General features: G+C 70.1%; 22 protein-coding genes. 12 read left to right on the plus strand and 10 right to left on the minus strand.

The genetic code is table 11. The features are described 5' to 3' along the window. Both PMI01_RS19855 and PMI01_RS19860 read left to right on the plus strand, forming a co-directional pair. Positions 1-1,418: flagellar hook-length control protein FliK (locus tag PMI01_RS19855; protein WP_007673102.1), on the plus strand; the 1,418-nt coding region annotated here is incomplete at its 5' end. Between the two features lie 10 nt (positions 1,419-1,428). After that, entirely contained in the window at positions 1,429-1,701 is a 273-nt protein-coding gene (locus PMI01_RS19860; RefSeq protein ID WP_007673105.1) for an EscU/YscU/HrcU family type III secretion system export apparatus switch protein, read from the plus strand. Between the two features lie 216 nt (positions 1,702-1,917). Here PMI01_RS19860 and PMI01_RS19865 read toward each other — a convergent pair whose 3' ends face one another. The 3 genes from PMI01_RS19865 to gltX all read right to left on the minus strand — a co-directional run bounded on the left by PMI01_RS19865 (position 1,918) and on the right by gltX (position 5,678). Continuing rightward, the gene (locus tag PMI01_RS19865) at positions 1,918-2,577 is read right to left on the minus strand and encodes a hypothetical protein (RefSeq protein WP_238537091.1); all 660 of its coding nucleotides are present in this window, start codon (positions 2,575-2,577) and stop codon (positions 1,918-1,920) included. A 331-nt stretch (positions 2,578-2,908) separates the two neighbouring features. After that, complete coding sequence (gene gltA / locus PMI01_RS19870) at positions 2,909-4,189, minus strand: citrate synthase (protein WP_007673111.1); 1,281 nt, start codon at positions 4,187-4,189, stop codon at positions 2,909-2,911. Positions 4,190-4,256: 67 nt separating this feature from the next. After that, positions 4,257-5,678: a glutamate--tRNA ligase gene (gltX, locus tag PMI01_RS19875; protein WP_007673114.1), complete on the minus strand. Its 1,422-nt coding sequence runs from the start codon at positions 5,676-5,678 to the stop codon at positions 4,257-4,259. 34 nt (positions 5,679-5,712) lie between these two features. On the opposite strand from gltX, the gene PMI01_RS19880 reads away from it, so the two are divergent. The 4 genes from PMI01_RS19880 (at position 5,713) to PMI01_RS19895 (ending at position 9,858) form a co-directional block, all read left to right on the plus strand. Beyond that, positions 5,713-7,887 carry a ComEC/Rec2 family competence protein gene (locus PMI01_RS19880; RefSeq protein ID WP_007673117.1) on the plus strand — a complete coding sequence of 725 codons (2,175 nt, stop codon included), beginning with the start codon at positions 5,713-5,715 and terminating at the stop codon, positions 7,885-7,887. 10 nt (positions 7,888-7,897) lie between these two features. After that, positions 7,898-8,545 carry a glutathione S-transferase family protein gene (locus PMI01_RS19885; protein ID WP_007673119.1) on the plus strand — a complete coding sequence of 216 codons (648 nt, stop codon included), beginning with the start codon at positions 7,898-7,900 and terminating at the stop codon, positions 8,543-8,545. 109 nt (positions 8,546-8,654) lie between these two features. Further along, the gene (locus tag PMI01_RS19890; protein ID WP_238537092.1) at positions 8,655-9,023 is read left to right on the plus strand and encodes a GFA family protein; all 369 of its coding nucleotides are present in this window, start codon (positions 8,655-8,657) and stop codon (positions 9,021-9,023) included. A gap of 145 nt (positions 9,024-9,168) precedes the next feature. Then, positions 9,169-9,858 (plus strand): alpha/beta hydrolase, encoded by a 690-nt coding sequence (locus PMI01_RS19895; protein ID WP_007673124.1) that lies wholly within the window; start codon positions 9,169-9,171, stop codon positions 9,856-9,858. Between the two features lie 297 nt (positions 9,859-10,155). Here the strand turns inward: PMI01_RS19895 and lexA are convergent, their stop codons facing one another. Further along, positions 10,156-10,863, minus strand: a complete 708-nt coding sequence (gene lexA / locus PMI01_RS19900) for a transcriptional repressor LexA (RefSeq protein ID WP_007673127.1) — start codon at positions 10,861-10,863, stop codon at positions 10,156-10,158. A gap of 186 nt (positions 10,864-11,049) precedes the next feature. Beyond that, positions 11,050-11,973 (minus strand): LysR substrate-binding domain-containing protein, encoded by a 924-nt coding sequence (locus tag PMI01_RS19905; RefSeq protein WP_007673129.1) that lies wholly within the window; start codon positions 11,971-11,973, stop codon positions 11,050-11,052. Positions 11,974-12,115: 142 nt separating this feature from the next. Between PMI01_RS19905 and PMI01_RS19910 the strand changes: the two genes are divergently transcribed. From PMI01_RS19910 to PMI01_RS19925, 4 genes are all read left to right on the plus strand, one after another. Continuing rightward, positions 12,116-12,721, plus strand: coding sequence for a methyltransferase (locus PMI01_RS19910; RefSeq protein WP_007673133.1), 606 nt, complete (start codon positions 12,116-12,118; stop codon positions 12,719-12,721). Beyond that, the gene (locus PMI01_RS19915) at positions 12,718-13,302 is read left to right on the plus strand and encodes a GNAT family N-acetyltransferase (protein ID WP_007673136.1); all 585 of its coding nucleotides are present in this window, start codon (positions 12,718-12,720) and stop codon (positions 13,300-13,302) included. The genes PMI01_RS19910 and PMI01_RS19915 overlap by 4 nt, the downstream gene beginning before the upstream one ends. Before the next feature lie 171 nt (positions 13,303-13,473). Beyond that, on the plus strand, positions 13,474-14,106 hold the full coding sequence (locus PMI01_RS19920; protein ID WP_007673140.1) for a glutathione S-transferase N-terminal domain-containing protein: 633 nt from the start codon (positions 13,474-13,476) through the stop codon (positions 14,104-14,106). Then, a complete protein-coding gene (locus tag PMI01_RS19925) occupies positions 14,103-14,891 on the plus strand; it encodes a class I SAM-dependent methyltransferase (RefSeq protein WP_007673163.1) in 789 nt (262 codons plus the stop codon). The genes PMI01_RS19920 and PMI01_RS19925 overlap by 4 nt, the downstream gene beginning before the upstream one ends. Here PMI01_RS19925 and trpC read toward each other — a convergent pair. The 3 genes from trpC to PMI01_RS19940 are packed head-to-tail and all read right to left on the minus strand — an operon-like array spanning position 14,888 to position 17,300. After that, the gene (trpC, locus tag PMI01_RS19930) at positions 14,888-15,676 is read right to left on the minus strand and encodes an indole-3-glycerol phosphate synthase TrpC (protein WP_007673166.1); all 789 of its coding nucleotides are present in this window, start codon (positions 15,674-15,676) and stop codon (positions 14,888-14,890) included. The two genes, PMI01_RS19925 and trpC, sit on opposite strands and share 4 nt — an antisense overlap. Beyond that, positions 15,673-16,701 carry an anthranilate phosphoribosyltransferase gene (trpD, locus tag PMI01_RS19935; protein ID WP_007673167.1) on the minus strand — a complete coding sequence of 343 codons (1,029 nt, stop codon included), beginning with the start codon at positions 16,699-16,701 and terminating at the stop codon, positions 15,673-15,675. Before trpD ends, trpC begins: the two co-directional genes overlap by 4 nt. A gap of 2 nt (positions 16,702-16,703) precedes the next feature. Continuing rightward, a complete protein-coding gene (locus PMI01_RS19940; RefSeq protein ID WP_007673169.1) occupies positions 16,704-17,300 on the minus strand; it encodes an anthranilate synthase component II in 597 nt (198 codons plus the stop codon). A gap of 140 nt (positions 17,301-17,440) precedes the next feature. Between PMI01_RS19940 and PMI01_RS27410 the strand changes: the two genes are divergently transcribed. Then, positions 17,441-17,647 (plus strand): hypothetical protein, encoded by a 207-nt coding sequence (locus PMI01_RS27410; RefSeq protein ID WP_035037363.1) that lies wholly within the window; start codon positions 17,441-17,443, stop codon positions 17,645-17,647. Here PMI01_RS27410 and trpE read toward each other — a convergent pair. Continuing rightward, on the minus strand, positions 17,644-19,179 hold the full coding sequence (gene trpE / locus PMI01_RS19950) for an anthranilate synthase component I (RefSeq protein ID WP_007673175.1): 1,536 nt from the start codon (positions 19,177-19,179) through the stop codon (positions 17,644-17,646). The genes PMI01_RS27410 and trpE overlap by 4 nt on opposite strands. Next, a complete protein-coding gene (locus PMI01_RS19955) occupies positions 19,176-21,131 on the minus strand; it encodes a peptidylprolyl isomerase (protein WP_007673178.1) in 1,956 nt (651 codons plus the stop codon). The genes trpE and PMI01_RS19955 overlap by 4 nt, the downstream gene beginning before the upstream one ends. A gap of 161 nt (positions 21,132-21,292) precedes the next feature. On the opposite strand from PMI01_RS19955, the gene tpiA reads away from it, so the two are divergent. Next, positions 21,293-22,054, plus strand: a complete 762-nt coding sequence (gene tpiA / locus PMI01_RS19960; RefSeq protein ID WP_035037353.1) for a triose-phosphate isomerase — start codon at positions 21,293-21,295, stop codon at positions 22,052-22,054. Positions 22,055-22,080 lie beyond the last annotated feature (26 nt).

Raw genomic sequence — 22,080 nt, forward strand, 5'->3', positions numbered from 1 at the left:
CCGCCCGCGCCGCCGCCAATCCCGCGACCTTGCCCGACACCCCGGCCCGCGCGGTCGCCGCCGCCGCCAGCCGCGCCGCCGCCCGCCAGGCCGGCCTGGCCCCGCTGATGGCCGACATGGCCCAGGCCGCCGCCGAGCCCGGCGTGCCCCGGCCCGTCAAGGCGGCGATCGAACAGGTCCTGGCCCTGCGCGCCCGGATGGACGGCCAGATCAGCGGTCCGGAAGTGCGCCAGGCCCTGCAGCGTTCGGGTCTGTTCCTCGAGGCCCGGCTGGCCGCCGCCACGCCGACCGACGGCGTCTCCCGCCAGCCGACCGGCACCCTGACCGCCCCGCCGAAAGTCGTCCCCACGCCGACGCCCAACAGCGACATGAAGGCCGCCCTGCTGGTGTTCCGCGAGGTTGTGAAGACCTGGATGGACGTCGCGCCGCCCACCTCGGCCCAGGCCGGCGGCCTCGCGACGCCGCCCGCGACGACCTCGACGCCGAACCCGGCCGCGCCGGCGGCGGCGTTCTCGACCCCGCTCGCCGATCGCGGCGCGCCCCAGGGGCTGACCGCCGCTCCGGCCGTTCCGATGCTGGATCCGGACGAGGAGGCGCTGCTTGCCAGGCCCATGCCGGTTGAAGACGCGCCTCAAGGCCTCCAGAAGCCGGCGGTGGCCTGGTCGGACGCCTGGAACGCGTCACGGGCCGGGCGTCCGCCACCCTCGCCGCCCCAGCCGGCGCTGCTGCCGGCCTTCGGGGCGATCGTCGCCGACGACTTCCCGCCCTTGCCGCTGGCCGCGCGCGCGCCCACGGCCGTCGCCCTGGCCTATGGCGGGCCCGAGGTGGCGGCCGGCGCGCCGTCGAACACCCCGCCGCCCTATGCCGGCGCCCCAACCCATGCCCAGGCCGCCGCCCAGCCGGGCCTGCCGCCCGGGTCGGACCCCCGCGCCATCGGCCATCGCCTGCTGGCCGAGACCGGCGCGGCCCTGGCCCGCACGGAACTGCTGCAGATCGCCTCGCTGCCCGACGCGCCGCCGGCCGGCCGGCCCGCCGAAGAGCAGGGCGCCCGCTGGGTGTTCGACATGCCGTTCCTGACGCCCCAGGGCCCCGCCGTGGCCCAGTTCGAGATCAGCCGCGACGGTGGCGGCGCGGGCGGGGAGGGCGGCCGCCAGATGGGCCGCACCTGGCGCGCCCGCTTCTCGCTGGACGTCGAGCCCATGGGCCCGGTCCACGCCCAGGTGGCCCTGACTGGCGACCGGGCGCGCGTTTCCCTGTGGGCCGAGCGGCCGGCCAGCATGGCCCGCCTGCGTGGCGGTCAGGACCGTCTGGACGCCGCCCTGCGCGAGGCCGCGCTGGAGCCCGAGGTCGCCTTCCACGCCGGCCAGCCGCGCAGCGCCGCCGCCGCGCCCGGCCAGTTTCTGGACCAGGCCACATGACGGGGGCCACATGACCGGGGCCATCTCCCGCGCGACGCCACGCATCGCCGTGGCCCTGCAATACGAGGAGCCGAACGCCCCGCGCGTGGTGGCCACCGGTCGCGGCTGGGTCGGCGACAAGATCGTCGAGACCGCCCGCGAACACGGCGTGCCGATCGAGGAGAACCCGGCCCTGGCCCAGGCGCTGTCGACCATCGAGCTCGACGAGGAGATTCCCGAGGCCCTCTATCGGGCCGTGGCCGAGATCCTGGGCTTCATCCTGCGCACGGCGGAGACGCGGTAGGGGTTCTAGGGGGCAGTTCGCTGACCCAGACCTGCGAGCGTGTCTTCAACTCAAAAATTCCGTCATCACCCGCTTTATGCGGGTGACCCAAGCGGCGCTGGACAGAGCGTCAGGCTCCGCTTGGGTCACCCGAACAAGTCGGGGGATGACGAACGTGGGTGGGCGTGAGCGCCAGAACACATCCGCTGACGCGAAATCGCTCCTCCGGGCTTGGTTTCAGCCGCGCCGGGTCGACTGCGTGAGCGCCAGGTCCGACCAGCGCCATCGGCCCGTTCCCAAGGCCAGCCGAACGGACCTGGGACCATCGTTCAGGGAGATCAGGACAAGGCCGTGCACGGGGTCGGCGCGACAGGGTTCGGGCGCGAAGGCGACTTCCATGGCGATGGCCTGCCGGATGCCGGCCAGCCCCTTGCCTTCCTCGCCGGAGTTTCGCATCCAGTCGCCGTCCCAGACCATGATCGCCTTGCCGGCCGCCACGGCGTCGGGGTGGGCGCGGGCGATAGCGGATTGGATTCTCGGATTCTTCCGTAACCCGTCCTGGATCAATCGCACCATGTTGCAGCCGCCGCCTTCGCCGCCGGCGCCGCCGCCTCCCGCGCCCGAGCCGGCGGTCCTCGCGCCGGCCAGCTCCGCCTCGCCCAATCCGAAAACCGGCGCGGGCGTGGGAATTTCGCTGGCGGGCAGGGGCTCGACGTCGGGCGGCGGCGGCCTGCGCACCGGCTTGAGACGGGAGCGGGGCGGAGACTCGGCCGGCGCGGGCGGCGCGGCGGCGGGCGCCTGGGCCTTGGGCGTTGGAACCTTGGGCGGCGGCGGCGGCGGCGGAGGAGGCGGCGGCGCGACCAGCGCCACCACGATGGGCTCGGCGGCCGGGGCCATGGGCGGCTCCACCCGCGCGGACAGCAGGGCGAGCAGGAGCGCGGCATGGGCTCCGACGCTCACCGCCCCGGCCAACCAGCTCCCGCGCTTGCCCAGAGCGCGGCGAACCGGCGCCTGACGATCCCGTTGGGGGTCCTGTGCTCGCCTGTTCATTGCACTCCAGAAACTGTTTTACGCTTCGACACGACCTCTTCAGATCATTCGCCCGCGTCAGCATCGTGGCGCCGAGGTCAAAAAAAGCGAAGCGCCGCGAGCCGCTTCATAGGGTCGCGCCCAGCAAAAAGGCCCCGCTTTCGCGAGGCCTTTTCCAGTTCGGCGATCCGACAAGCGCTTAGCCGCGCTTGTCGACCGGCACGTAGTCGCGTTGCGTCGCGCCGGTATAGAGCTGGCGCGGGCGGCCGATCTTGCGCGAGGGGTCCTCGAACATTTCCTTCCACTGGCTGATCCAGCCGACGGTGCGGGCCAGGGCGAACAGCACGGTGAACATCTCCTTCGGGAAGCCCATCGCCCGCAGGGTGATGCCCGAATAGAAGTCGATGTTCGGATAGAGCTTGCGGTCAATGAAGTAAGGATCGCTGAGCGCGACCTTCTCCAGCTCCATCGCCACGTGCAGCAGCGGGTCGTTGATGCCCAGTTGTTCAAGCACCTCGTAGCAGGTCTTCTGCATGACCTTGGCGCGGGGATCGAAGTTCTTGTACACGCGGTGGCCGAAGCCCATCAGCTTGTACTTGCGGTCCTTCACGCCCTGCACATAGGCGGGGATGTTCTCGACCGTGCCGATCTCTTCCAGCATCTCCAGGGCTTCCTGGTTGGCGCCGCCGTGCGACGGGCCCCAGAGGCAGGCGATGCCGGCCGCGATGCAGGCGAAGGGGTGCGCGCCCGACGAGCCAGCCAGACGGACGGTCGAGGTGGAGGCGTTCTGCTCGTGGTCGGCGTGGAGGATGAAGATGCGGTCCATGGCGCGGGTCAGGATGGGGTTGGGAACCCAGTCCTCGGCCGGCACCGAGAAGCACATGCGCAGGAAGTTTTCCGAGTAGCTCAGCTCGTTGCGCGGCGTCACGAACGGACGGCCCTGCGAGTACTGGAAAGCGCGCGCGGCGATGGTCGGCATCTTGGCGATCAGGCGGTGGGCGCTGATCTCGCGCTGCTTGGGATCGTCGACGTTCAGGCTGTCGGCATAGAAGGCCGACAGGGCGCCGACCGCGCCGGTCATCACGGCCATCGGGTGGGCGTCGCGGCGGAAACCCTGGAAGAAGCTGTCGAACTGGGCGTGCAACATCGTGTGGTAGGTGATGTTGTGTTCGAACTTGGCGAACTCGTCGGCCGTCGGCAGTTCGCCGTTCAGCAGCAGGTGGCAGACTTCGAGGAACGAAGACTCCTCGGCCAGCTGGCCGATCGGATAGCCGCGGTGCAGCAAAATGCCGGCATCGCCGTCGATATAGGTGATCTTGCTTTCGCACGACGCGGTCGAGGTGAAGGCAGGATCGAAGGTGAAGTGGTCGGAGTCGCCGTAGAATTTCCGCACGTCGACGACGTCCGGGCCCGTGCTGCCCTTGAGGATCGGCAGGTCGTAGCTCTTGTCGCCGATCGTCAGCGTGGCTTTGTCGGTCATGCGAGAGACCCCTTCAATAATGGAACGATCAGTCCAGTTTTTGATTTCGCGGTTGCGTTATAGCGCCTCATGCGCGCGACGCCAGGGCGTCGTCAAGGCGCCCCAGAGACTCGTCGCGGCCAAGCGCGGCCATGATCTTGTTCAGGTCGGGCGCCTGGGCCCCGCCGGTGAGGATCCCGCGCAGCGATGGACCGAACTTGCCAAAGCCCACGCCCTCGGATTCGGCGAAGGATTTCAACAGCGTCTCCAGTTCCGACACGCCCCAGACCGGCGCCGCGGCCAATTGAGCGCGCAGCCGCGTCAGCCGTTCCACCGTCTCGTCATTGAGCTGCTTGAGGGTTTTTTCCTCGAGCGCCAGCGGGCGCAGCTTGAGGGCGAACGCGCAGTGTTCTGACAACTCCAGGATGGTCTTGGCGCCTTCCTTGACCTGGGGAACGGTGGCCAGCAGGCGCGCGGCGGCGTCTTGCGGCAGGGGCGCGCCCTGGGCGTTCAGCGCCTTCAGCGTCAGGTCGGCCAGGCGGCCGTCCTCGGCCACGCGCAGGTGCTGGCTGTTGATGAAGTTCAGCTTGGCCCAGTCCAGGCGGGCGGGGGCCTTGACCACGTCCTTGACGTCGAACCAGGCGATGGCCTGTTCGTCGCTGAACACCTCGTCGTCGCCATGGCCCCAGCCCAGGCGGGCCAGGTAGTTGCGCAGGCCCTCGGGCAGGTAGCCCATGTCGGCGAACTCGCCGACCGCCTGCGCGCCATGCCGTTTCGACAGCTTGGCGCCGTCCGGGCCGTGGATCAGCGGGATGTGGCCGAAGGCCGGCAGGGTCCAGCCCATCGCCTGATAGATCAGGGTCTGGCGGGCGGCGTTGTTGAGATGGTCGTCGCCGCGGATCACGTGGGTGACGCCCATGTCGTGGTCGTCGACCACCACGGCCAGGTTGTAGGTCGGGGCGCCGTCAGCCCGCAGCAGGACCAGGTCGTCCAGATCGGTGTTGTTGAAGGTCACCGGACCCTTGACCATGTCGTCGACCAGGGTCGTGCCGTCCAGCGGGCCCTTGAAGCGGATGACGTGGGGCAGGGTCGGGTCGTTGGGCGGCGGGGCGTCGCGCCACGGCGAGCGCAGGGCGGGGCCGCCGGCCCGGGCGGCCTCGCGGGCCAGGGCCAGTTCCTCGACGGTCATCCAGCAGCGATAGGCGTGGCCGGTGTCGAGCAGTTGCTGCACGGCCTCGCGATGGCGGTCGGCCTGCTTGTGCTGGAAGACGACCGCGTCGTCGGATTTCATGCCCAGCCAGTCGAGGCCCTCGAAGATGGCGGCGACGGCCGGCTCGGTCGAACGCTCGCGATCGGTGTCCTCGACGCGAATAAGGAACTTTCCACCCGTATGGCGTGCATATAACCAGTTGAACAGCGCCGTGCGCGCGCCGCCGATGTGCAGGAAGCCGGTCGGCGACGGGGCGAAGCGGGTGACGACACCAGAGGTCGTGGCGGGGGAATTGGTCATCGGGATCGAGGCTGACGCATTGGAGGCCACGGATGTGGCGAGGACCGCGACGCCGGGCAAGACCGGCGGCGGCTGGGCGGCGCGTCTTAGCACGCGTCTTCGCGCCCGTCCTAGTCCGGCGAAGGTCGCCGCCGCGCTGATCGCCGAGATCGACCGCAATCGCGAGCGCTGGATGCTGTGGTCGCCGGTGGCGTTCGGGCTGGGCGCGGCCGGCTATCTGGAGCTCAAGGCCGAGCCGTCCTGGGCGTTGCTGGTCGGGTTGATGGCCGGCCTGGCGATGCTGGCCGCCCTGGTGGGACGGCGCTCGGCCCATGGAATGTCGGTGCTGCTGGTGCTGGCGACCTTCCTGGCGGCGGGGGCCCTGGCTGGCAAGGTCCGCACGACCCTGGTCGCCGCGCCGATCCTGGACCGCGACCGCTCGGTGATGAGCGTCGAGGGCTTCGTGGTCGATGTGGTCAGTCCCGGCGCGGGCGGACCCCGACTGCTGATCGCGCCCGTCAGCGTCAGCGGCCTGGCCCCGCGAGACACGCCCAAGCGGGTGCGGGTCACGGTCGAGGCCGACGACATCCCGTCGCCGGGCCAGGCGGTGCGGTTGCGGGCCATGCTGGGGCCGCCGCCGCCGCCCGCCGCGCCGGGCGCCTACGACTTCGCCCGCGACGCCTGGTTCCGGGGCGTGGGCGGGGTCGGTTTCGCGATCAGCGCGGGGCGTCCCATCGACCTGGACGCCGCCCCGGCCCGCCTGCGCCTGACCATGGCGGTCAACGCCTTCCGCTGGCGGCTGGCCAGCCGGATCGTCGATCGGATGGGCCCCGAGCGGGGCGGGATCGCCGCGGCCATGGTCACCGGCCACGAGGCCTGGATCACCAAGGCGCAGACCGAGGCCATGCGGGCCTCGGGTCTGGCCCACATCCTGTCGATCTCGGGCCTGCACATGGCGATCGTCGGCGGCTTCTGTTTCGGTCTGGCGCGGCTGGCGATCGCCGCCTGGCCGTGGGCGGCGCTGCGGGTTCCGGGCAAGAAGATCGCCGCCCTGGTCGGGCTGGCGGCGGTCGGGACCTATCTGGTGATTTCCGGCGCGCCGCCGCCGGCCTTGCGGGCGGCGATCACCGCCACCGTGGCCTTCGCCGCCATCCTGTTCGACCGCCAGGCCATCAGCCTGCACGGCCTGGCGATCGCCGCCCTGGTCATCCTGCTGGTCCAGCCCGAATCCGCCGGCGCGCCCGGCTTTCAGATGTCGTTCGCGGCGACGGCGGCCCTGGTCGCCCTGGCCGAGGCCTGGCCCCGTCCGGTGCGCGAGATCTCGGTCCCGTGGCCGATCCGGGTATTCCAGGGTGGCCTGAGCTGGCTGGCGGTCAGCGTCGGGGCCAGCCTGGTGGCGGGCCTGGCGACGGGGCCGTTCGCCATGCAGCACTTCAACCGCGTAGCGGTGTGGGGCCTGCCGGCCAACCTGGCGGTCGCGCCGCTGTCATCGTTCGTGATCATGCCGTTCCTGGCCCTGGGCGCGGCCCTGGAGGGCCTCGGGCTGGGCGGACCGTTCCTGACCGTGGCCGGCTGGGGCATCGCAGGCATGATGTGGATCGCCGACGGCTTCGCCGGCGCCGGCGGGGCCCAGCGGGTGGTGGCCAGCGGTCCGCCCTTCACCCTTGCCCTGGCCTTCGTCGGCCTGATGCTGCTGTGCCTGTGGCGCGGCCGTCTGCGCTGGCTGGGCGCGCCCCTGGCCCTGGCGGTGGCGCTGTGGCCCCGGCCGCCGGCTCCGGACGTCTGGATCGCCCCGGACGGGACCACGGCGGCGGTGCGCCGGGGCGACCAGGCGCTGTTGCTGCGTCCCGACGCCCGGCGGTTCGGGGCCGAGCTGTGGAGCCGCCGGCGCGGCCTGGCGATCGTCCCGACGGCGGTTCCCGACCCCGGCTACGTCTGCGACCGGCGGTCCTGCCGCCCGACCGCCGCCGCCCCGGTGGCCCTGGCTCTCTCCTGGAGCCGCGCGGCGCCGGACGGCGAGACCCTGGCGGCGATGTGCGCCGGGGCGGAGATCGTCGTGCTGCGCGGCCCAGCGCCGGTCAAGCCCGCCGCCTGCCACGACCGCATCGTGCTCGACGCGGCCGATTTCGAGGCGGGCGGCGCGGCCGAGCTCTATCGCCGCGACGGCGAATGGTGGATCGTCCGGGCCCAGCCCCTGCGGGGCGTCAGGCCCTGGACGGGCGCGGGCTAGGAAAACGCTGGTGTTGAAGATCTGGGGCCGTCGCAGTTCGTTCAACGTCCAGAAGGTGCTCTGGCTGGTCGGCGAACTGGACCTGCCTCACCAGCACATCCCGGCGGGCGGCGATTTTGGCGGGCTGGACGATCCCGGCTTCCGGGCCTTGAACCCGCACGGCCTGGTCCCCGTCCTCCAGGACGGCGAGACCACGGCGTGGGAGTCGCACGCCATCCTGCGCTACCTGGCGGCGACCTACGGCGCGGAGAGGTTCTGGCCCGCCGACCCCGCGGCGCGCGCCCCCATCGACGGGTGGATGGACTGGTCGCAGACGTCGTTGCAGCCGGCCTTCCTGAGCGGCGTGTTCTGGGGCTGGTACCGCACGCCCGAGGCCCTGCGCGACTTGCCCGCGATCGCCAGGGCGCTGGAGCGCACGCACCGATGCCTGGCCAAGGTCGAGGCGCGGCTGGCCGAGGGGGCGTTCGTGACGGGGCAGGGGCTGTCCCTGGCCGACATCCCGATCGGAACCTGCCTCTATCGCTATTTCGAGCTGGAGATCGCGCGTCCGCCGATGCCGCGCCTGGAGGCCTGGTACGCGCGGCTTCGCCAGCGCCCGGCCTATCGCGAACACGTCATGGTCCCGTTCGGCGAGCTCAAGGGACGGCTGGATTTCTGAAGCGGGTTGAAGTCCCTCGAACGAGTCGGGGGAGGACGGCGTTAGGAAGCTCTGGGGCGCGGAGACGGAGGTCGCCATGGAGCGGCGAGGCGGATGCGCCTGCGGAGCGGTGAGATATGTCGTGGAGGGCGGGCCGCTGCGGGTGGGCCTGTGCCACTGCATGACCTGCCGCAAGCGCCACGGCGCGCCCTGCAACGCCTTCGCGGCCTTCCGGGCCGGCAAGGTGCGGGTCGAGGGTCGGACGCTGGACTGGATGAGTTCCGAGCATGGCCGCTATCACGGCTGCGCGGTCTGCGGCTCGCCGCTGTTCTGGACGGCGGAAGGCGACGACGAGATCGAACTGCACCTGGGCGGTCTCGACGAAACGGGCCAGTTCTCGCCGCAGTACGAGATCTGGGTGAAGCGGCGCGAGCCGTGGATGCCGCCGCTGGCCGTGCCGCAATATGTCGAGAACCGGCCGGCGGGGCTGGCGTCGTAGGGAGCGCCCCGTAGAGGCGGGCGAGCTACGGTAGTGGAAAGGTGTTATGGCATTAGTGATATGATTTTATTGAGTATTGTGGAATTTTGACCGCGCGGTACATGTGAGCCCCGCCTGTCTTCGGCAAATCGAGAGAGGATGCGAGATGTCTCAGAGTCCGACCATTGTTCTCGTCCATGGCTTCTGGGGCGGGGCGGCGCATTGGAGCAAGGTCATCGTCGAGTTGTCGCGGCTTGGCCATTCGGGGCTGCGGGCCGTGGAGTTGCCCCTCACGTCGCTGGCCGACGACGCCGAACGCACCCGCAAGATGATCGCCCAGGAAGGCGGGCCGGTGCTGCTGGTGGGACATTCCTATGGCGGCGCGGTGATCACCGAGGCCGGCGACCATCCCAATGTCGTCGGCCTGGTCTATATCGCGGCCTTCGCCCCGGACGCCGGCGAGAGCCCGGGCGCCATCACGGCGAAGAACCCGCCGCTGGCCGCGGCCAATCTGGCGCCCGACAGCGACGGGTATCTCTGGGTGAAGCCGGACAGGTTCCATGAGAGCTTCTGCCAGGACCTCACCGCCGACGAAGGCCTCGTCATGGGCGTGACCCAGAAGGCCCCCCTCGCCAGCACCTTTGGCGACGAGATCAGCACGCCCGCCTGGAAGACCAAGAACAGCTGGTACCAGATCTCCAGCCAGGACCGGATGATCGCGCCGGCCAACCAGCAATGGATGTCGGGGCGACTGGGCGCGAAGAAGGTCATCACGCTTGACGCCAGCCACGCCTCGCTGGCGTCGAGGCCGGTGGAGGTCGCCGCCCTGATCGATGAAGCCGCGAAACATCAATAGGAAGCCCGTCATCGAGGTCCCCATCGAGGGGGCAGATCCGGCGAACCGGTATCCAGCTCGCTCGAGAACGCTCCAGGCGCTGTTGACGCTTGGACCTGAGGAGCGGTTGCACGTGTGCGGATATTCTGGCGCCCAGACCACCCACGTTCGTCATCCCCCGACTTGTTCGGGGGACCCAAGCAGAGTCTGACGCTCTGTCCAGCGCCGCTTGGGTCACCCGCATAAAGCGGGTGATGATGGAGTTTTTGAGTTGAAGACGCGTTCTCGGCGCCTGGATCAGCTAACGGTCCACGCCCCCTAGTGATACCGCCGGATCAGCCCCACCAGCTTGCCCTGCACCTCGACCTGGTCGGGACCGAAGATGCGGGTCTCGTACTTGGGGTTGGCGGCCTCCAGGGCGATCGAGCCGCCCTTCTTGCGCAGGCGCTTGAGGGTGGCTTCCTCGCCGACCAGGGCGACGACGATCTCGCCCGAATTGGCGGTGTCGCCCTTCCTGATGATCACATAGTCGCCGTCGAGGATGCCGGCCTCGATCATCGAGTCGCCCTGCACCTCGAGCACATAGTGCTCGCCGGCCCCCAGCATCGATTCCGGCACCGGCAGGCGCTCGCGCTCGTGCTGGATGGCGTCGATCGGGGTGCCGGCGGCGATGCGGCCGAGGATCGGCAGTTCGCGGCTGTTGTCGGCGGCCATCTGGGCCGGGGCGGGGGCGGACGGCGCCTGGCCGCCGCCTTCGACGACCTGTGGCCGGAAGGCGCCGCGTCCCTTGGGCGGCGACGCCGTGGTGGCCTGCTGCGGCAGCTTGACCACCTCCAGCGCTCTAGCCCTGTGTGCGAGCCGGCGGATGAAGCCGCGCTCCTCCAGCGCGGTGATCAAACGGTGGATGCCCGACTTGGAGGCCAGGTCGAGGGCCTCCTTCATCTCGTCGAAGGAGGGAGAGACGCCGCTCTCCTTGATCCGCTCGTGGATGAACATCAGCAGCTCGTGCTGCTTGCGCGTGAGCATGTCGGCCTCGCAAGTCGTCGCGGAACAAACCGCAAACCTTGCTAATGTTCTCTAGGTGTTCTTCGTTGATGTCAAGTTAACGGTGTTCGCCGGGCCGGCGGGCGAATTCCTCTGGAAATACAGCTCTCGTCGACGCGCGTGCGGCGGGATCCCGGCGATCCGTTCGAATCGAGGACGCCCGGCCGTTCAGGGGTGTGAATCAGACCCTCGGCGTTCCCGCTCCCGGATCTCCGCGGTTTGATCCAGCACCCAGTCCCTGAAAGCTTGGATCCGCGGCGTATTGCGGCGACTCTCCAGGTAGACCAGCCAATATCCATCTCCGTCGGATGCGGTGATATCGAACGGCTGCACCAGCTGACCCTTGGCCAGGAAGTCGCTGTAGAGATTGCGCGTGAGGATCGCGGCGCCCTGATCCGTCATCGCCGCCATCGCGTCGTAGATTTCAGCGTCGAGTCTTGCGCCGACCACGACCCTGTCGGGGTCAAACTGGAGCCCCGCCGCCTCGAACCAGGATGGCCACCAGCTGTAGTCGGCGCAAAGCAACGCGACCTTGTAGAGATCCTCGGGCCGGCGGACGCCCCCGACGCTCTCGGCCAGCCTTGGGCTGAGCATCGGCGTGTAGTCCGCGCGGAACAGATAGTGCGCCTTCAGGCCGGGCCAGTCGCCGGTGCCGGTCCGGATACCGACGTCCATGTTCTCGCGCGTGAAATCGACCAGTCGGGCGGACGCATCGACTTTCACCGCCAGATCCGGATGCATCAACTGGAATGTCCCAAGACGCACGGAGAGCCAGTTCGAGGCGAAGGTGTCGATGCTGGTGACCGCAAGCACGCGACTGGCGCCCCCCTTGGCGGCGGTCCATACGTCCGCCAGGGCCGAGAAGGTCCGCGTCGCCTGCGGCGCTAGCATTTCCCCGGTTTCCGTCAGGTCGATCCGCCGTGTGCCCCTGACGAAAAGGGGGCCTCCCGCGCGCTCCTCCAGCATCTTGATCTGATAGCTCGCGGCCGACTGGGTCATGCCGAGTTCTTCGGCCGCCTTGGTGAAGCTGCCCAGGCGCGCGGCGGCCTCGAATACGCGAAGCGCGCCGAGAGGCGGCAGGTCCCAACTCATGACGGATCAAATCTCCTTATGCATGCTAACGCAGGTTCGATTCGAAACCAAGCGACCCTCGGGGCACCATCGGCTCGCCGGATCAAGCGAGGGCACGGCTTCCCGACGAGGTCCCGCGCCGGAATGGAGGGGAACGCCCGTGATGAACGAGACTGATGACTCCCTCGCCAGGAGCCGCCGGACCATCGAGTCCTACGAAGGCTACGCGGATCGCTACGCGCTGATCAGGCAGGGTCCGGACGACCGGGAACAGGCCGCGCTCCGGCAGGTCGCATCGATCGCCGGCCTTGGTGGTGAGGTTCTGGAGATCGGCTCGGGGCCGGGGTATGGCGCGGATTTTCTCGAAACCCTGGGCGTCAAGGTCCGGCGCACCGACGCCACACGGCGCTTCCTGGAATTGCAGGCGGCGCGTGGAAAGCAGGGTGACCGCCTCGACGTCATCACCGATCCGCTCGGCGGTCCTTACGACGCCGTCGTCGCCCAGTATGTTCTCTTCCACGTGCCGCGAGATTGCATCGATCGCGTCCTGACGAAGATCGCGAGGGCCCTGAGGCCGCGCGGCGCCTTTCTGGTGTCGATGCGCGAAGGCGACTTCGAGACGGGCGGGGATTACCACGAGGTCTACTGGCGCCGGAACGACTTCACCGCCCGCCTGAAGGCGGCCGGCCTGATCGTGTTGTGGGACGAACCCGGCGTCGGTTCCGACAACGTGACCTGGAACACCTTTTTGGCAAGGAGGATGGCGTGAGTTCGAGCATGGGGGACGAGGTGAGCGATCGATCCGTGGCGTTGATGGCGCCCGACCGGGCCTTGCTCGAGCGCCTCCGGCCGGTCGCTGAGCGGATATTCACCGAAACCTTCGGAAGGCTCTACGATCCGGGGGACTTCAAGCGCTTCTGCGATGGCGCCTACCGGCCCGGCGGGACGATGTCTCGCGATTTCGACGATCCGCGCGTGCACTGGCGTGTGGCGACCGTCCAGGGCGATCCGATCGGCTACGCCAAGCTCACGCCGCTGCGGGCGCCGGCCTCTCGCCCGCGGGCCGGCGCGATGGAGCTGCAGCAGATCTACGTGCTGTCGGACTGGCATGGCGCCGGCGTCGCGGCGCGCCTGATGGAATGGGGTCTGGCGACGGCGCGCGCGCAAGGGGCCCCCGACATCTACCTCACGGTGTTCGACCACAATGAGCGCGCCAAGCGTTTCTATGCGCGCTACGGCTTTGAGGAAGTCGGCCGCTGCACCTTCCAGCTTGGCGAGCGCATCGATGACGACCGCATCTGGCGGGCGCGCCTCGACGGGTTGAAGGCGGACGAACTGGGCGACCCCTAGCATCGCTATTCGTTGCGGCAACCGCCGGTCGGGGCGCGGCTTCTGGCCGAGCCGAGGCCCTGAAGGGCCTGGGAAACGTCTCGCGTGTCGAAGCCCAGGCGGGCACGAGGATCGCGCCCCAAAGGGGCCAGCGCCCACTCGTGGTTCTCCGCAGCATCCGTACAGGCGCGCATGACAAGACGCGAAGGCGCCGTCGATTTCACCGTCAAGATGGAGTTTGATCCGATGAAACTGTTCTTCGCGCCGGACTTCAGCAGCCTTGCCGCTCACACGGCGTTGCTGGAGGCCGGGCTTCGGTTCGAGATCGCGCGGGTGGATCTCGAGTCCGGACAGCTCCGTGGCGGCGGCGCCTATCTCGATGTCAATCCGAAGGGGCAGGTGCCCGCGCTGATGTTTGACGATGGTCAGGTGCTGACCGAGAACGTGGCGATCCTCGCCTGGATCGCCGACCGCGCTCCGCACCTTGCGCCATCGGGAGATATGGGCCGCTATCGGCTCCTGGAGATGCTGAGCTTTATCGCCAGCGAGATCCACAAGCGGTTCCCGATCTATATGTCGATCCCTGAAGACGCCCGAGCGCCGATCGCCGGCGAAATCGTCGGATGGTTCAGCTTTGTCGCGCCCCGCCTCGAACGCGGCTACCTTTTCGGGGAAACCTTCAGCGTGGCGGACGCCTATCTGTTCGTCATGGCGCGCGGCGCGCTCCAGCTGGGCTTTCCCATTGATGAGCCGCTTCGCGACTATGTCGCACGGATTGAAGCGCGCCCCGCCGTGCGAACGGCCCTGAGCCGGGAGGCGCGATGATGGCTTTCAACCGGGCTGACTTCTACGACGCCGAGCTGCGACGGCACCACGAACATTTCCGCGCCGCCCTCAAGGTGGGGCCGCGCGACCGCGTGCTGGATATCGGCTGCGGCGCCGGGCAATCCGCGCGGGAAGCCGCCCGCATCGCGGTGCGGGGCAGCGTGGTCGGCGTGGATGTGTCGGAAGAGATGCTCGACGTGGCGCGCCGGCGAAGCGCGGCGGAGGGCTTGCGAAACGTCGTGTTCGAACGGGCCGATGCGCAGGTCCGGGCGTTTCCGGTCGCGCATTTCGATCTGTGCGTCAGCCGCTTCGGCGCGATGTTCTTCGCCGATCCGGTCGCCGCCTTCACCAACATGGCCCAAGCGATGCGCCCTGGAGCGCGCCTCGTGCTCATGGTGTGGCAGGGCCGTGATCGTAACGAATGGGCTACCGCCCTGCAGAGCGTGTTGGCTCCGGGCGGCGACCAGGTCGGGAATACGCCCCCCGCGTTCTCGCTCGGTGATCCCGCGGTCACGACGGGCATTCTGACCGCGGCGGGCTTTACGTCGATCGATTTCGCCGAAGTGCGCGAGCCGGTCTTCTATGGTCCTAACATCGATGCGGCGTACGACGCCGTCGTCGAGCTGTTCCTGGCAAAGCCTGTGCCGGACGTCGCCGACACGACCGCCGAAGAGCGGTTCCAGCGTCTGCGCGCCCTACTGGATGCGCACCTGACCGCGGACGGCGTGCTCTTCGACTCCCGCGCCTGGATCGTGACCGCGCGCCGGGATAGCGAAACGTCCTAGCCCAGCAACGCCCGTGTCGCCGCCGCGACGTCGGCCTGGCGCATCAGGCTTTCGCCGACCAGCATGGCCTTGGCGCCGGCCGCCTCCATCCGCGCCGCGTCGGCGGCGACGAACAGCCCGCTCTCGGTGACCAGCAGGGCGTCCCTGGGAGCCTGGACGGCCAGGCGTTCGGTGACCGCCAGGTCGACCACGAAGCTCTTGAGGTCGCGGTTGTTGATCCCGACCAGGGTGGAGCCCAGCGCGCCGGCCCGGGCCATCTCGGCCTCGTCATGGACCTCGACCAGGGCGTCCATGCCCAGGCGGGCCGCCTCGGCCATCAGCTCGGCGGCCAGGGCGTCGTCGACCATCGCCAGGATCACCAGGATGGCGTCGGCCCCCAGGGCGCGGCTCTCGGCGACCTGCCAGGGGTCGACCAGGAAGTCCTTGCGGATGCAGGGCAGGGCGACGGCGGCGCGGGCGTCGATCAGGTAGCCGTCGGCGCCCTGGAAACTGGGGCCGTCGGTCAGCACCGACAGGCAGGCCGCGCCGCCGGCTTCGTAGGCGCGGGCCAGGGCCGGCGGGTCGAAGTCGGCGCGGATCAGGCCCTTGGACGGCGAGGCCTTCTTGATCTCGGCGATCAGGGCCAGCTTGCCCGGCGCGTGGGCGGCCTCCAGCGCGGCGCGGAAGCCGCGCGGGCTGTTGGCGGCCTTCGCCGCGGCGTCGACCTGGGCGAAGGCGCGTCGGCGCTTCCGGTCGGCGACCTCCTCGCGCTTGTAGGCGGCGATCTTGGCGAGGATGTCGGTCATGCGGGGAGGGTTTCGCTGTTGGTGGCGGCGACCAGGCCGGCCAGGGCGGCCTTGGCGCGGCCGTCGTCGAGCACCGCGCCGGCCAGTTCGACGCCTTCGCGCAGGGTCTCGACCTTGTCGGCCACCAGGAAGGCGGCGGCGGCGTTGAGCATGACGATGTCGCGATAGGGCCCGGTCTGGCCGTCCAGCAGGGCGGTCAGGGCGGCGGCGTTGTAGGCCGGCTCGCCGCCGGTGATGTCGGCCAGGGCGGCGCGCGGCAGGCCGACGGCCTCGGGGGTGATGGTGAACAGGCGCACCGACCCGTCGCGCCATTCGGCGACGTCGGTCTCGCCGGTGGTGGTCAGCTCGTCCAGGCCGGAGCCGTGCACCGACCAGGCGCGCTCGGCCCCCAGCGCCCCCAGGGCCTTGGCCACGGGTTCGACGAAGCGGTGGGACGAGACGCCGACGACCTGGCGCTTGGCGCCGGCCGGGTTGGTCAGCGGGCCCAGCAGGTTGAAGATCGTGCGGAAGCCCAGCTGCTGGCGGATCGGCGAGACGTGCTTCATCGCCCCGTGGTGCGACTGGGCGAACAGGAAGCAGATGCCGGCGGTGTCGAGCGCATGGCGCTGCTGGGCCAGGCTGGCGTCGATATTGACCCCCAGGGCGGCCAGGACGTCGGCGGTGCCGGACTTGGAGGTGATCGCCCGGTTGCCGTGCTTGGCCACCTTCAGGCCGCCGCCGGCCGCCACGAAGCCCACGGCGGTCGAGATGTTGAGGGTGTGCAGGCCGTCGCCGCCGGTGCCGCAGACGTCGATCACCGCATAGGGGTGGTCCAGGTGGATGGCGGCGCGGCGCATGGCGCGGGCGCAGGCGGTGATCTCGCCCACCGTCTCGCCGCGCAGGCGCATGGCGGTGACCGCCGCGGCCACCTGGGCGGGGGTCGGCTCGCCGCGCAGGCAGGCGGCGAAGAACAGCTCGGCGTCGTCCTCGTCGAGGGTCTGGCCGTCGGCCAGCTTGGCGAGCAGGGGCTTGAAGGCGTCCGACACGGCTAGACCCAGATCGCCGCGTCGCGCTTGACCTTGGCCAGGTCCAGGAAGTTGGCCAGCAGCTGATGGCCGCCCTCGGTGGCGATCGATTCGGGGTGGAACTGCACGCCGTAGACCGGCCGGGTCCGGTGCTGCACGCCCATGATCTCGCCGTCCTCGGTCCAGGCGGTGATCTCCAGCTCGGCGGGCAGGGTGGAGCGGTCGACCGCCAGGCTGTGGTAGCGGGTGGCGGTGAACGGGTTGGGCAGGCCCTTGAAGATGCCCTGGTCGTTGTGGAAGATCTTGCTGGTCTTGCCGTGCATCACCGACTTGGCGCGGATCACGTCGCCGCCATAGGCCTGGCCGATGGCCTGGTGGCCCAGGCAGACGCCGAGGATGGCCAGGTCGTCGGCCGCGCCGCGCAGCAGCGGCAGGCAGATGCCGGCCTGGTCGGGGGCCTTGGGACCCGGCGACAGCAGCACCGCCTGCGGGCGAAGGCCCAGGGCCTCCTGCACCGTCAGCTCGTCGTTGCGATGGACGACGGTCTCGGCCCCCAGCTCGTTCAGATAGTGGACGAGGTTGTAGGTGAAGCTGTCGTAGTTATCGATGACCAGGATCATGACGCCGCCTTTCCAGATTCAAGCTTCTAGTGCGGGTTCACCAAAAAGGTGAGGGGTTTCGCGTCCAAGATTTTCTGAGGCGGCCCCCAGTGCGAAAGCGCCGCATTGCTTCGATGTGGGCGTCGGGCATGCTCGACGCCATGAACCCCGCTGATTCCGCCCTCGACACCGCCGCCGTCGCCTACGCCAGGGCCCTGCTGCGCCGGCCGTCGCGGCGGCAGAGGATGGGGCCGGTGCTGGCCGCCGCGGCCTTCGCGGCGCTCAGCGCCATCACCTTCGCCGCCGTGATGGTGATGGCCCCGCCGGCGGTCACCCAGCATCTGCCGGCCGACCGCCTGGGCGGCTAGGCGAAGCGCCAGGCTTCCTCGGCCGCGCGCTTGAGGGCGCGGGACTTGTGCAGGGTCTCGTCGTACTCGGCGTCCGGATCGCTGTCGGCGACGACGCCGCCGCCGGCCTGGACGTACATCATCCCGTCCTTGACCAGCGCCGTGCGCAGCACGATGCAGGTGTCGACCGAGCCGTCGGCGCCGATATAGCCGACCGCGCCGGCGTAGCCGATGCCGCGCTTCTCGATCTCCAGCTCGTCGATGATCTCCATGGCCCGCACCTTGGGCGCGCCGGACAGGGTGCCGGCGGGCAGGGCGGCCATCAGCACGTCGACCGGGTCCACGCCCTCGGGCGCGTCGCCCTCGACGTTGGAGACGATGTGCATGACGTGGCTGTAGCGCTCGATCTTGAAGCTGTCGGTGACCCGGACGTTGGCCCCCTTGCTCCGGGCGGCCGGATCGTTGCTGCCGGCGTGCTTGAGCATGGCGACCCGGCCGACGTCGTTGCGGCCCAGGTCCAGCAGCATCAGGTGCTCGGAGCGCTCCTTGGGATCGGCCAGCAGTTCCTTCTCCAGCGCCAGATCCTCTTCCGGCGTAGCGCCGCGCGGACGGGTGCCGGCGATCGGGCGGATGGTGATCTTGCCGTCGCGCAGGCGCACCAGGATCTCGGGCGACGAGCCGACCAGCTCGAAGCCGTCCAGGTCGAGGAAGTACAGGAACGGCGACGGGTTGGTCCGCCGCAGCGAGCGATAGAGGGCGAAGGCGTCCAGTTCGAACGGGGCGCGGAACCGATGGCTGGGCACCACCTGGAAGATGTCGCCGGCCCGGATGTAGTCCTTGGCCTTCTCGACGATCTCCGCGTAGTCGGCGCGGCTGACCGGGGTGGTGAAGTCCATCGGGCCATGGCTGGGACGCGGGGCGTCGTGGGCCAGGGGACGGCGCAGGTCGGCCATCACCGTCTCGATCCGCGCGCGGGCGGCGGCGTAGGCGTCCTGGGCCGAGACCCCGGCGACGGGCCGCGCCGTGGTGACCAGGATGATCTCCTGGGCGATGGCGTCGAACACCGCCACGATCGACGGCCGGGTCATGATCCCGTCCGGCAGGCCCAGGCTGTCGGGATTGACGTCGGGCAGGCGCTCGGCCAGCCGGACCATGTCGTAGCCCAGCGCCCCGAACACCCCGGCCGACGGCGGCGGCAGGCCGGCCGGCAGGTCGATGCGCGAGGTGGCGATCAGGTCGCGCAGGCTGTCGAGGGCGCCGCCGGCCTGCGGCGTGAACCGGCCGGCGGCGATGTCGTCGCCCTGGGCGATCTCGGCCTGGTCGCCGCGGCAGCGCCAGACCAGGTCTGGCTTCATGGCGACGATCGAATAGCGGCCGCGCCAGGCCCCGCCCTCGACGCTTTCGAACAGGAAGGCGTAGGGCCGGCCGTGGCCGATCTTCAGATAGGCCGAGACCGGGGTCTCCAGGTCGTCGATCAGCCGGGTCCAGACCACCTGCGGGCGGCCGGACTCGTAGGCGGCGGTAAAGGCCTCGAGGCTGGGCTCCAGGCTCATTGAGCCTTTTCCTTGGCCTTGGGCTTGCCGCCGTCCTTGGGCAGCAGGGTGGTGTCGACGCCGATCGCCTGGCGGGCCAGGTCGAGATTGACCTTGGTCTTCAGCTGGGCCTTGGCGGCGTCCTGGGCGGCCAGGCTGACGTCGCGCAGCAGGCCTTGCGAGGTCTGGCCGCGCATGGCCTCGGTGATCCGGGCCATCTGCGGCGTGGCGCCGGGGCGGACGGCCTCGACCTTGGCGACCAGGAAACCGCCCTGGGGGGCGCGGGCGGTGAAGGGCTCGCCCGGCTTGGCGCCGAAGGTGGTGACCAGCAGGTCGCGGCCCAGGCCCTGGAACTGGCGGGCGTTCTCGCGGGTGATGTTGGGCACGCGCTGGACGTTGGAGCCGGCGGCGGCGGCGACGGCCTCCATCGACTCGCCCTTCTTGACCCGGGCGCCCAGCTCGTCGGCCTTGGCCTTCATGCGCTCGAGCAGCTTGGTGATCATCCACTGCTGGGTCAGCTGCGGCTTGATCTCGGCCAGGGGCGGCAGGGCCTTGGGAATGATCTTCTCGACGCGGACGGCGTAGTATTCGCCCTTGCCGGCCTCGATCAGCTCGCTCTCGCCGCCGGACGACAGCTCGAAAGCGGTCTTCAGCACCTCGGGCGTCAGGCCGGGGACCGGCTGGCCGCTCTCGTCGACGCCCTGGGCGGCGACCGGCGCTGTGGTCAGCACCAGGGCGCCGGCCTTGGTGGCGGCGTCCAGCAGGTTGGCGCCGCCGTCGTGGGCGTCCTGGTAGGTCTGGGTCTGCTCATAGGCCTTGGCCTGGGCGGCCTGGACCTTCAGCTCGGCCTCGATGGCCGGGCGCTGCGACTCCAGGGTCGGGACGGTGGGCGGGTTGATCTTGACCAGCTTGACCACCGAGACGCCGAGGTCCCCGGCGATCGGCGGGCTGACCTGGCCCTCGGCCAGGGCGAACACCGCCGCGGCCACCTTGGCGTCGGGCAGGGCCGACTTCGGCTTGGAGTCGATCATCACCGGCTGCTTGCCGTAGGCGCTGGCGACGACGGCGGGCTGGTCGCCCTTGGCCAGGCGCTGGGCGATCACCGCCGCGGCCTTGGCGTCCGGGGCGAAGACCTGGACGTAGGAGCGGGTCTCGGCCACGCCCAGGGTGTCCTTGCGGAAGTTGAAGGTCTTGACGACGTCGGCCTCGTTGACGGTCGCCGACGGCTCCAGGGCCTTGGCGCTGAAGCGGGCCACCGACAGCACCCGGGTCTCGGGGCGGGTCAGCTGCTCGGCGTGTTCCTTCATGAAGGCCTGGAGCTGGGCGTCGGTCGGCGGGGCGGGCTTCTCGACGATCGAGGGGTTGATCGCGAAGGCCGCCAGGTCGCGGGCCTCCAGGCCATAGGCCGCCTGCAGGGCGGAATAGATGCGCGGCGCGCGCAGACCGCCCGCGACGGCCGCCAGCATCTGGGTCTGGGCGATGTCGTCACGCAGCGTGGCTTCGTACCGGGCCGGGTTCAGCTGGTTCTCGGCCAGCAGCGCCGCGTACATCTTGGGGTCGAACTTGCCGGTGATCGGGTCGAACGGGCGCTGGCCCGGGGGCAGGCCGGCCAGTTGCTCGCGCAGGATGTCGCCGACCAGCTTGTCGGACGGGCGGATGCCCATCTGGCGGATCAGCTCGGCCATCGATTCCTGCAGCGCCAGCTGCTGCAGCATCTGGCGGTCCAGCCCGGCCTCGACCGCCAGGTCGGGGGTGATGGTCTGGCCCTGCGCCTGCTGCTGCTTGCGATAGCCCTCGAACCGCGTCTTGAAGTCCTCCGGCGGCACGTTGCGCGACCCCGCCGCGATCACCCACTTGCCGGGCGGATGGCGGAACACGTCGCTGATGCCGAACACCGCGAAACTGACGATGAGCAGACCAAACAGGACCACCGCGAACGGGGATTTGGCGAAGGAGCGGAAGCCGGCGAGCATGACTGGGAGAAACCTTCCTCAAGAACCGCGCGGAGTTCACGCAAGGCGACGGAACGGACGCGAGTTGCGGGTATAGTAGAGGCTCAGGGGCCCCGGCAAGCGGCGCGGGCGAGCGCGAGCGGTCTTGACTTCCCAAGCGGCCGAGGTCCCAAACCGGGGACATGACCCTTTCCTTGACTACGCCCCGGCCGCTGATCGCCGGAAATTGGAAGATGTTCGGCCTCGAAACGTCGCTGGACGAAGCCCGCGCCGTCGCCGCCGCCGTGGCGTCTAGGCCCCCCGCCGCCCGGGTGGCGCTGTGTCCGCCGGCCACCCTGCTGCACCGGATGTCCGAGGCGATGGCTGGCGAGGGCGTCCTGGTCGGCGGCCAGGACTGCCATCCGAATCCCTCCGGCCCCCATACCGGCGACGTCTCCGCGGCCATGCTGGTCGACGCCGGGGCCAGGCTGGTGATTCTCGGCCATTCCGAGCGCCGCGCCGACCATGGCGAAAGCGACGCCCTGGTGTCGGCCAAGGTCGAGGCCGCCCTGGCCGCCGGCCTGGAGCCGATCGTCTGCTGCGGCGAGACCCTGGCCCAGCGCGACGCCGGCCAGGCCCAGGCCGTGGTCACCGGCATGGCCCGCGCCTCGCTGCCCGCTTCGCTGGCCGGTCAGGACTTCGCCGTGGCCTATGAGCCGGTCTGGGCCATCGGCACGGGCCGCACCCCCACCGTGGCCGACATCGCCGCCATCCACGCCGCCCTGCGCGCCGTGCTGGTCGAGCGGTTCGGCGAACACGGCGCCACCGTGCCGATCCTCTATGGCGGCTCGGTCAAGCCCGACAACGCCCGCGAGATCCTGGCGACGCCGGAGGTCGGCGGCGCCCTGGTCGGCGGGGCGTCGCTGAAGGCCGCGGACTTCCTGGCGATCATCGACGCGGCGTAGCGAACGCCTTCCAGAAGCCCTCTCCC

The organism is Caulobacter sp. AP07 (genome assembly GCF_000281955.1).
In the GTDB taxonomy this organism is placed as follows: Bacteria; Pseudomonadota; Alphaproteobacteria; order Caulobacterales; family Caulobacteraceae; genus Caulobacter.

What these genes read in the sequence shown, in the direction of transcription:
- tpiA (WP_035037353.1), top strand. Translation starts at nt 21,293, where the DNA reads ATGACCCTTTCCTTGACTACGCCCCGGCCGCTGATCGCCGGAAATTGG.
- gltX (WP_007673114.1), bottom strand. Translation starts at nt 5,678, where the DNA reads ATGACCAATTCCCCCGCCACGACCTCTGGTGTCGTCACCCGCTTCGCC.
- PMI01_RS19860 (WP_007673105.1), top strand. Translation starts at nt 1,429, where the DNA reads ATGACCGGGGCCATCTCCCGCGCGACGCCACGCATCGCCGTGGCCCTG.
- PMI01_RS19920 (WP_007673140.1), top strand. Translation starts at nt 13,474, where the DNA reads ATGACAAGACGCGAAGGCGCCGTCGATTTCACCGTCAAGATGGAGTTT.
- PMI01_RS19905 (WP_007673129.1), bottom strand. Translation starts at nt 11,973, where the DNA reads ATGAGTTGGGACCTGCCGCCTCTCGGCGCGCTTCGCGTATTCGAGGCC.
- trpC (WP_007673166.1), bottom strand. Translation starts at nt 15,676, where the DNA reads ATGACCGACATCCTCGCCAAGATCGCCGCCTACAAGCGCGAGGAGGTC.
- trpE (WP_007673175.1), bottom strand. Translation starts at nt 19,179, where the DNA reads ATGAGCCTGGAGCCCAGCCTCGAGGCCTTTACCGCCGCCTACGAGTCC.
- PMI01_RS19925 (WP_007673163.1), top strand. Translation starts at nt 14,103, where the DNA reads ATGATGGCTTTCAACCGGGCTGACTTCTACGACGCCGAGCTGCGACGG.
- PMI01_RS27410 (WP_035037363.1), top strand. Translation starts at nt 17,441, where the DNA reads ATGAACCCCGCTGATTCCGCCCTCGACACCGCCGCCGTCGCCTACGCC.
- PMI01_RS19910 (WP_007673133.1), top strand. Translation starts at nt 12,116, where the DNA reads ATGAACGAGACTGATGACTCCCTCGCCAGGAGCCGCCGGACCATCGAG.
- PMI01_RS19955 (WP_007673178.1), bottom strand. Translation starts at nt 21,131, where the DNA reads ATGCTCGCCGGCTTCCGCTCCTTCGCCAAATCCCCGTTCGCGGTGGTC.
- PMI01_RS19865 (WP_238537091.1), bottom strand. Translation starts at nt 2,577, where the DNA reads ATGGCCCCGGCCGCCGAGCCCATCGTGGTGGCGCTGGTCGCGCCGCCG.
- gltA (WP_007673111.1), bottom strand. Translation starts at nt 4,189, where the DNA reads ATGACCGACAAAGCCACGCTGACGATCGGCGACAAGAGCTACGACCTG.
- lexA (WP_007673127.1), bottom strand. Translation starts at nt 10,863, where the DNA reads ATGCTCACGCGCAAGCAGCACGAGCTGCTGATGTTCATCCACGAGCGG.
- PMI01_RS19895 (WP_007673124.1), top strand. Translation starts at nt 9,169, where the DNA reads ATGTCTCAGAGTCCGACCATTGTTCTCGTCCATGGCTTCTGGGGCGGG.
- PMI01_RS19940 (WP_007673169.1), bottom strand. Translation starts at nt 17,300, where the DNA reads ATGATCCTGGTCATCGATAACTACGACAGCTTCACCTACAACCTCGTC.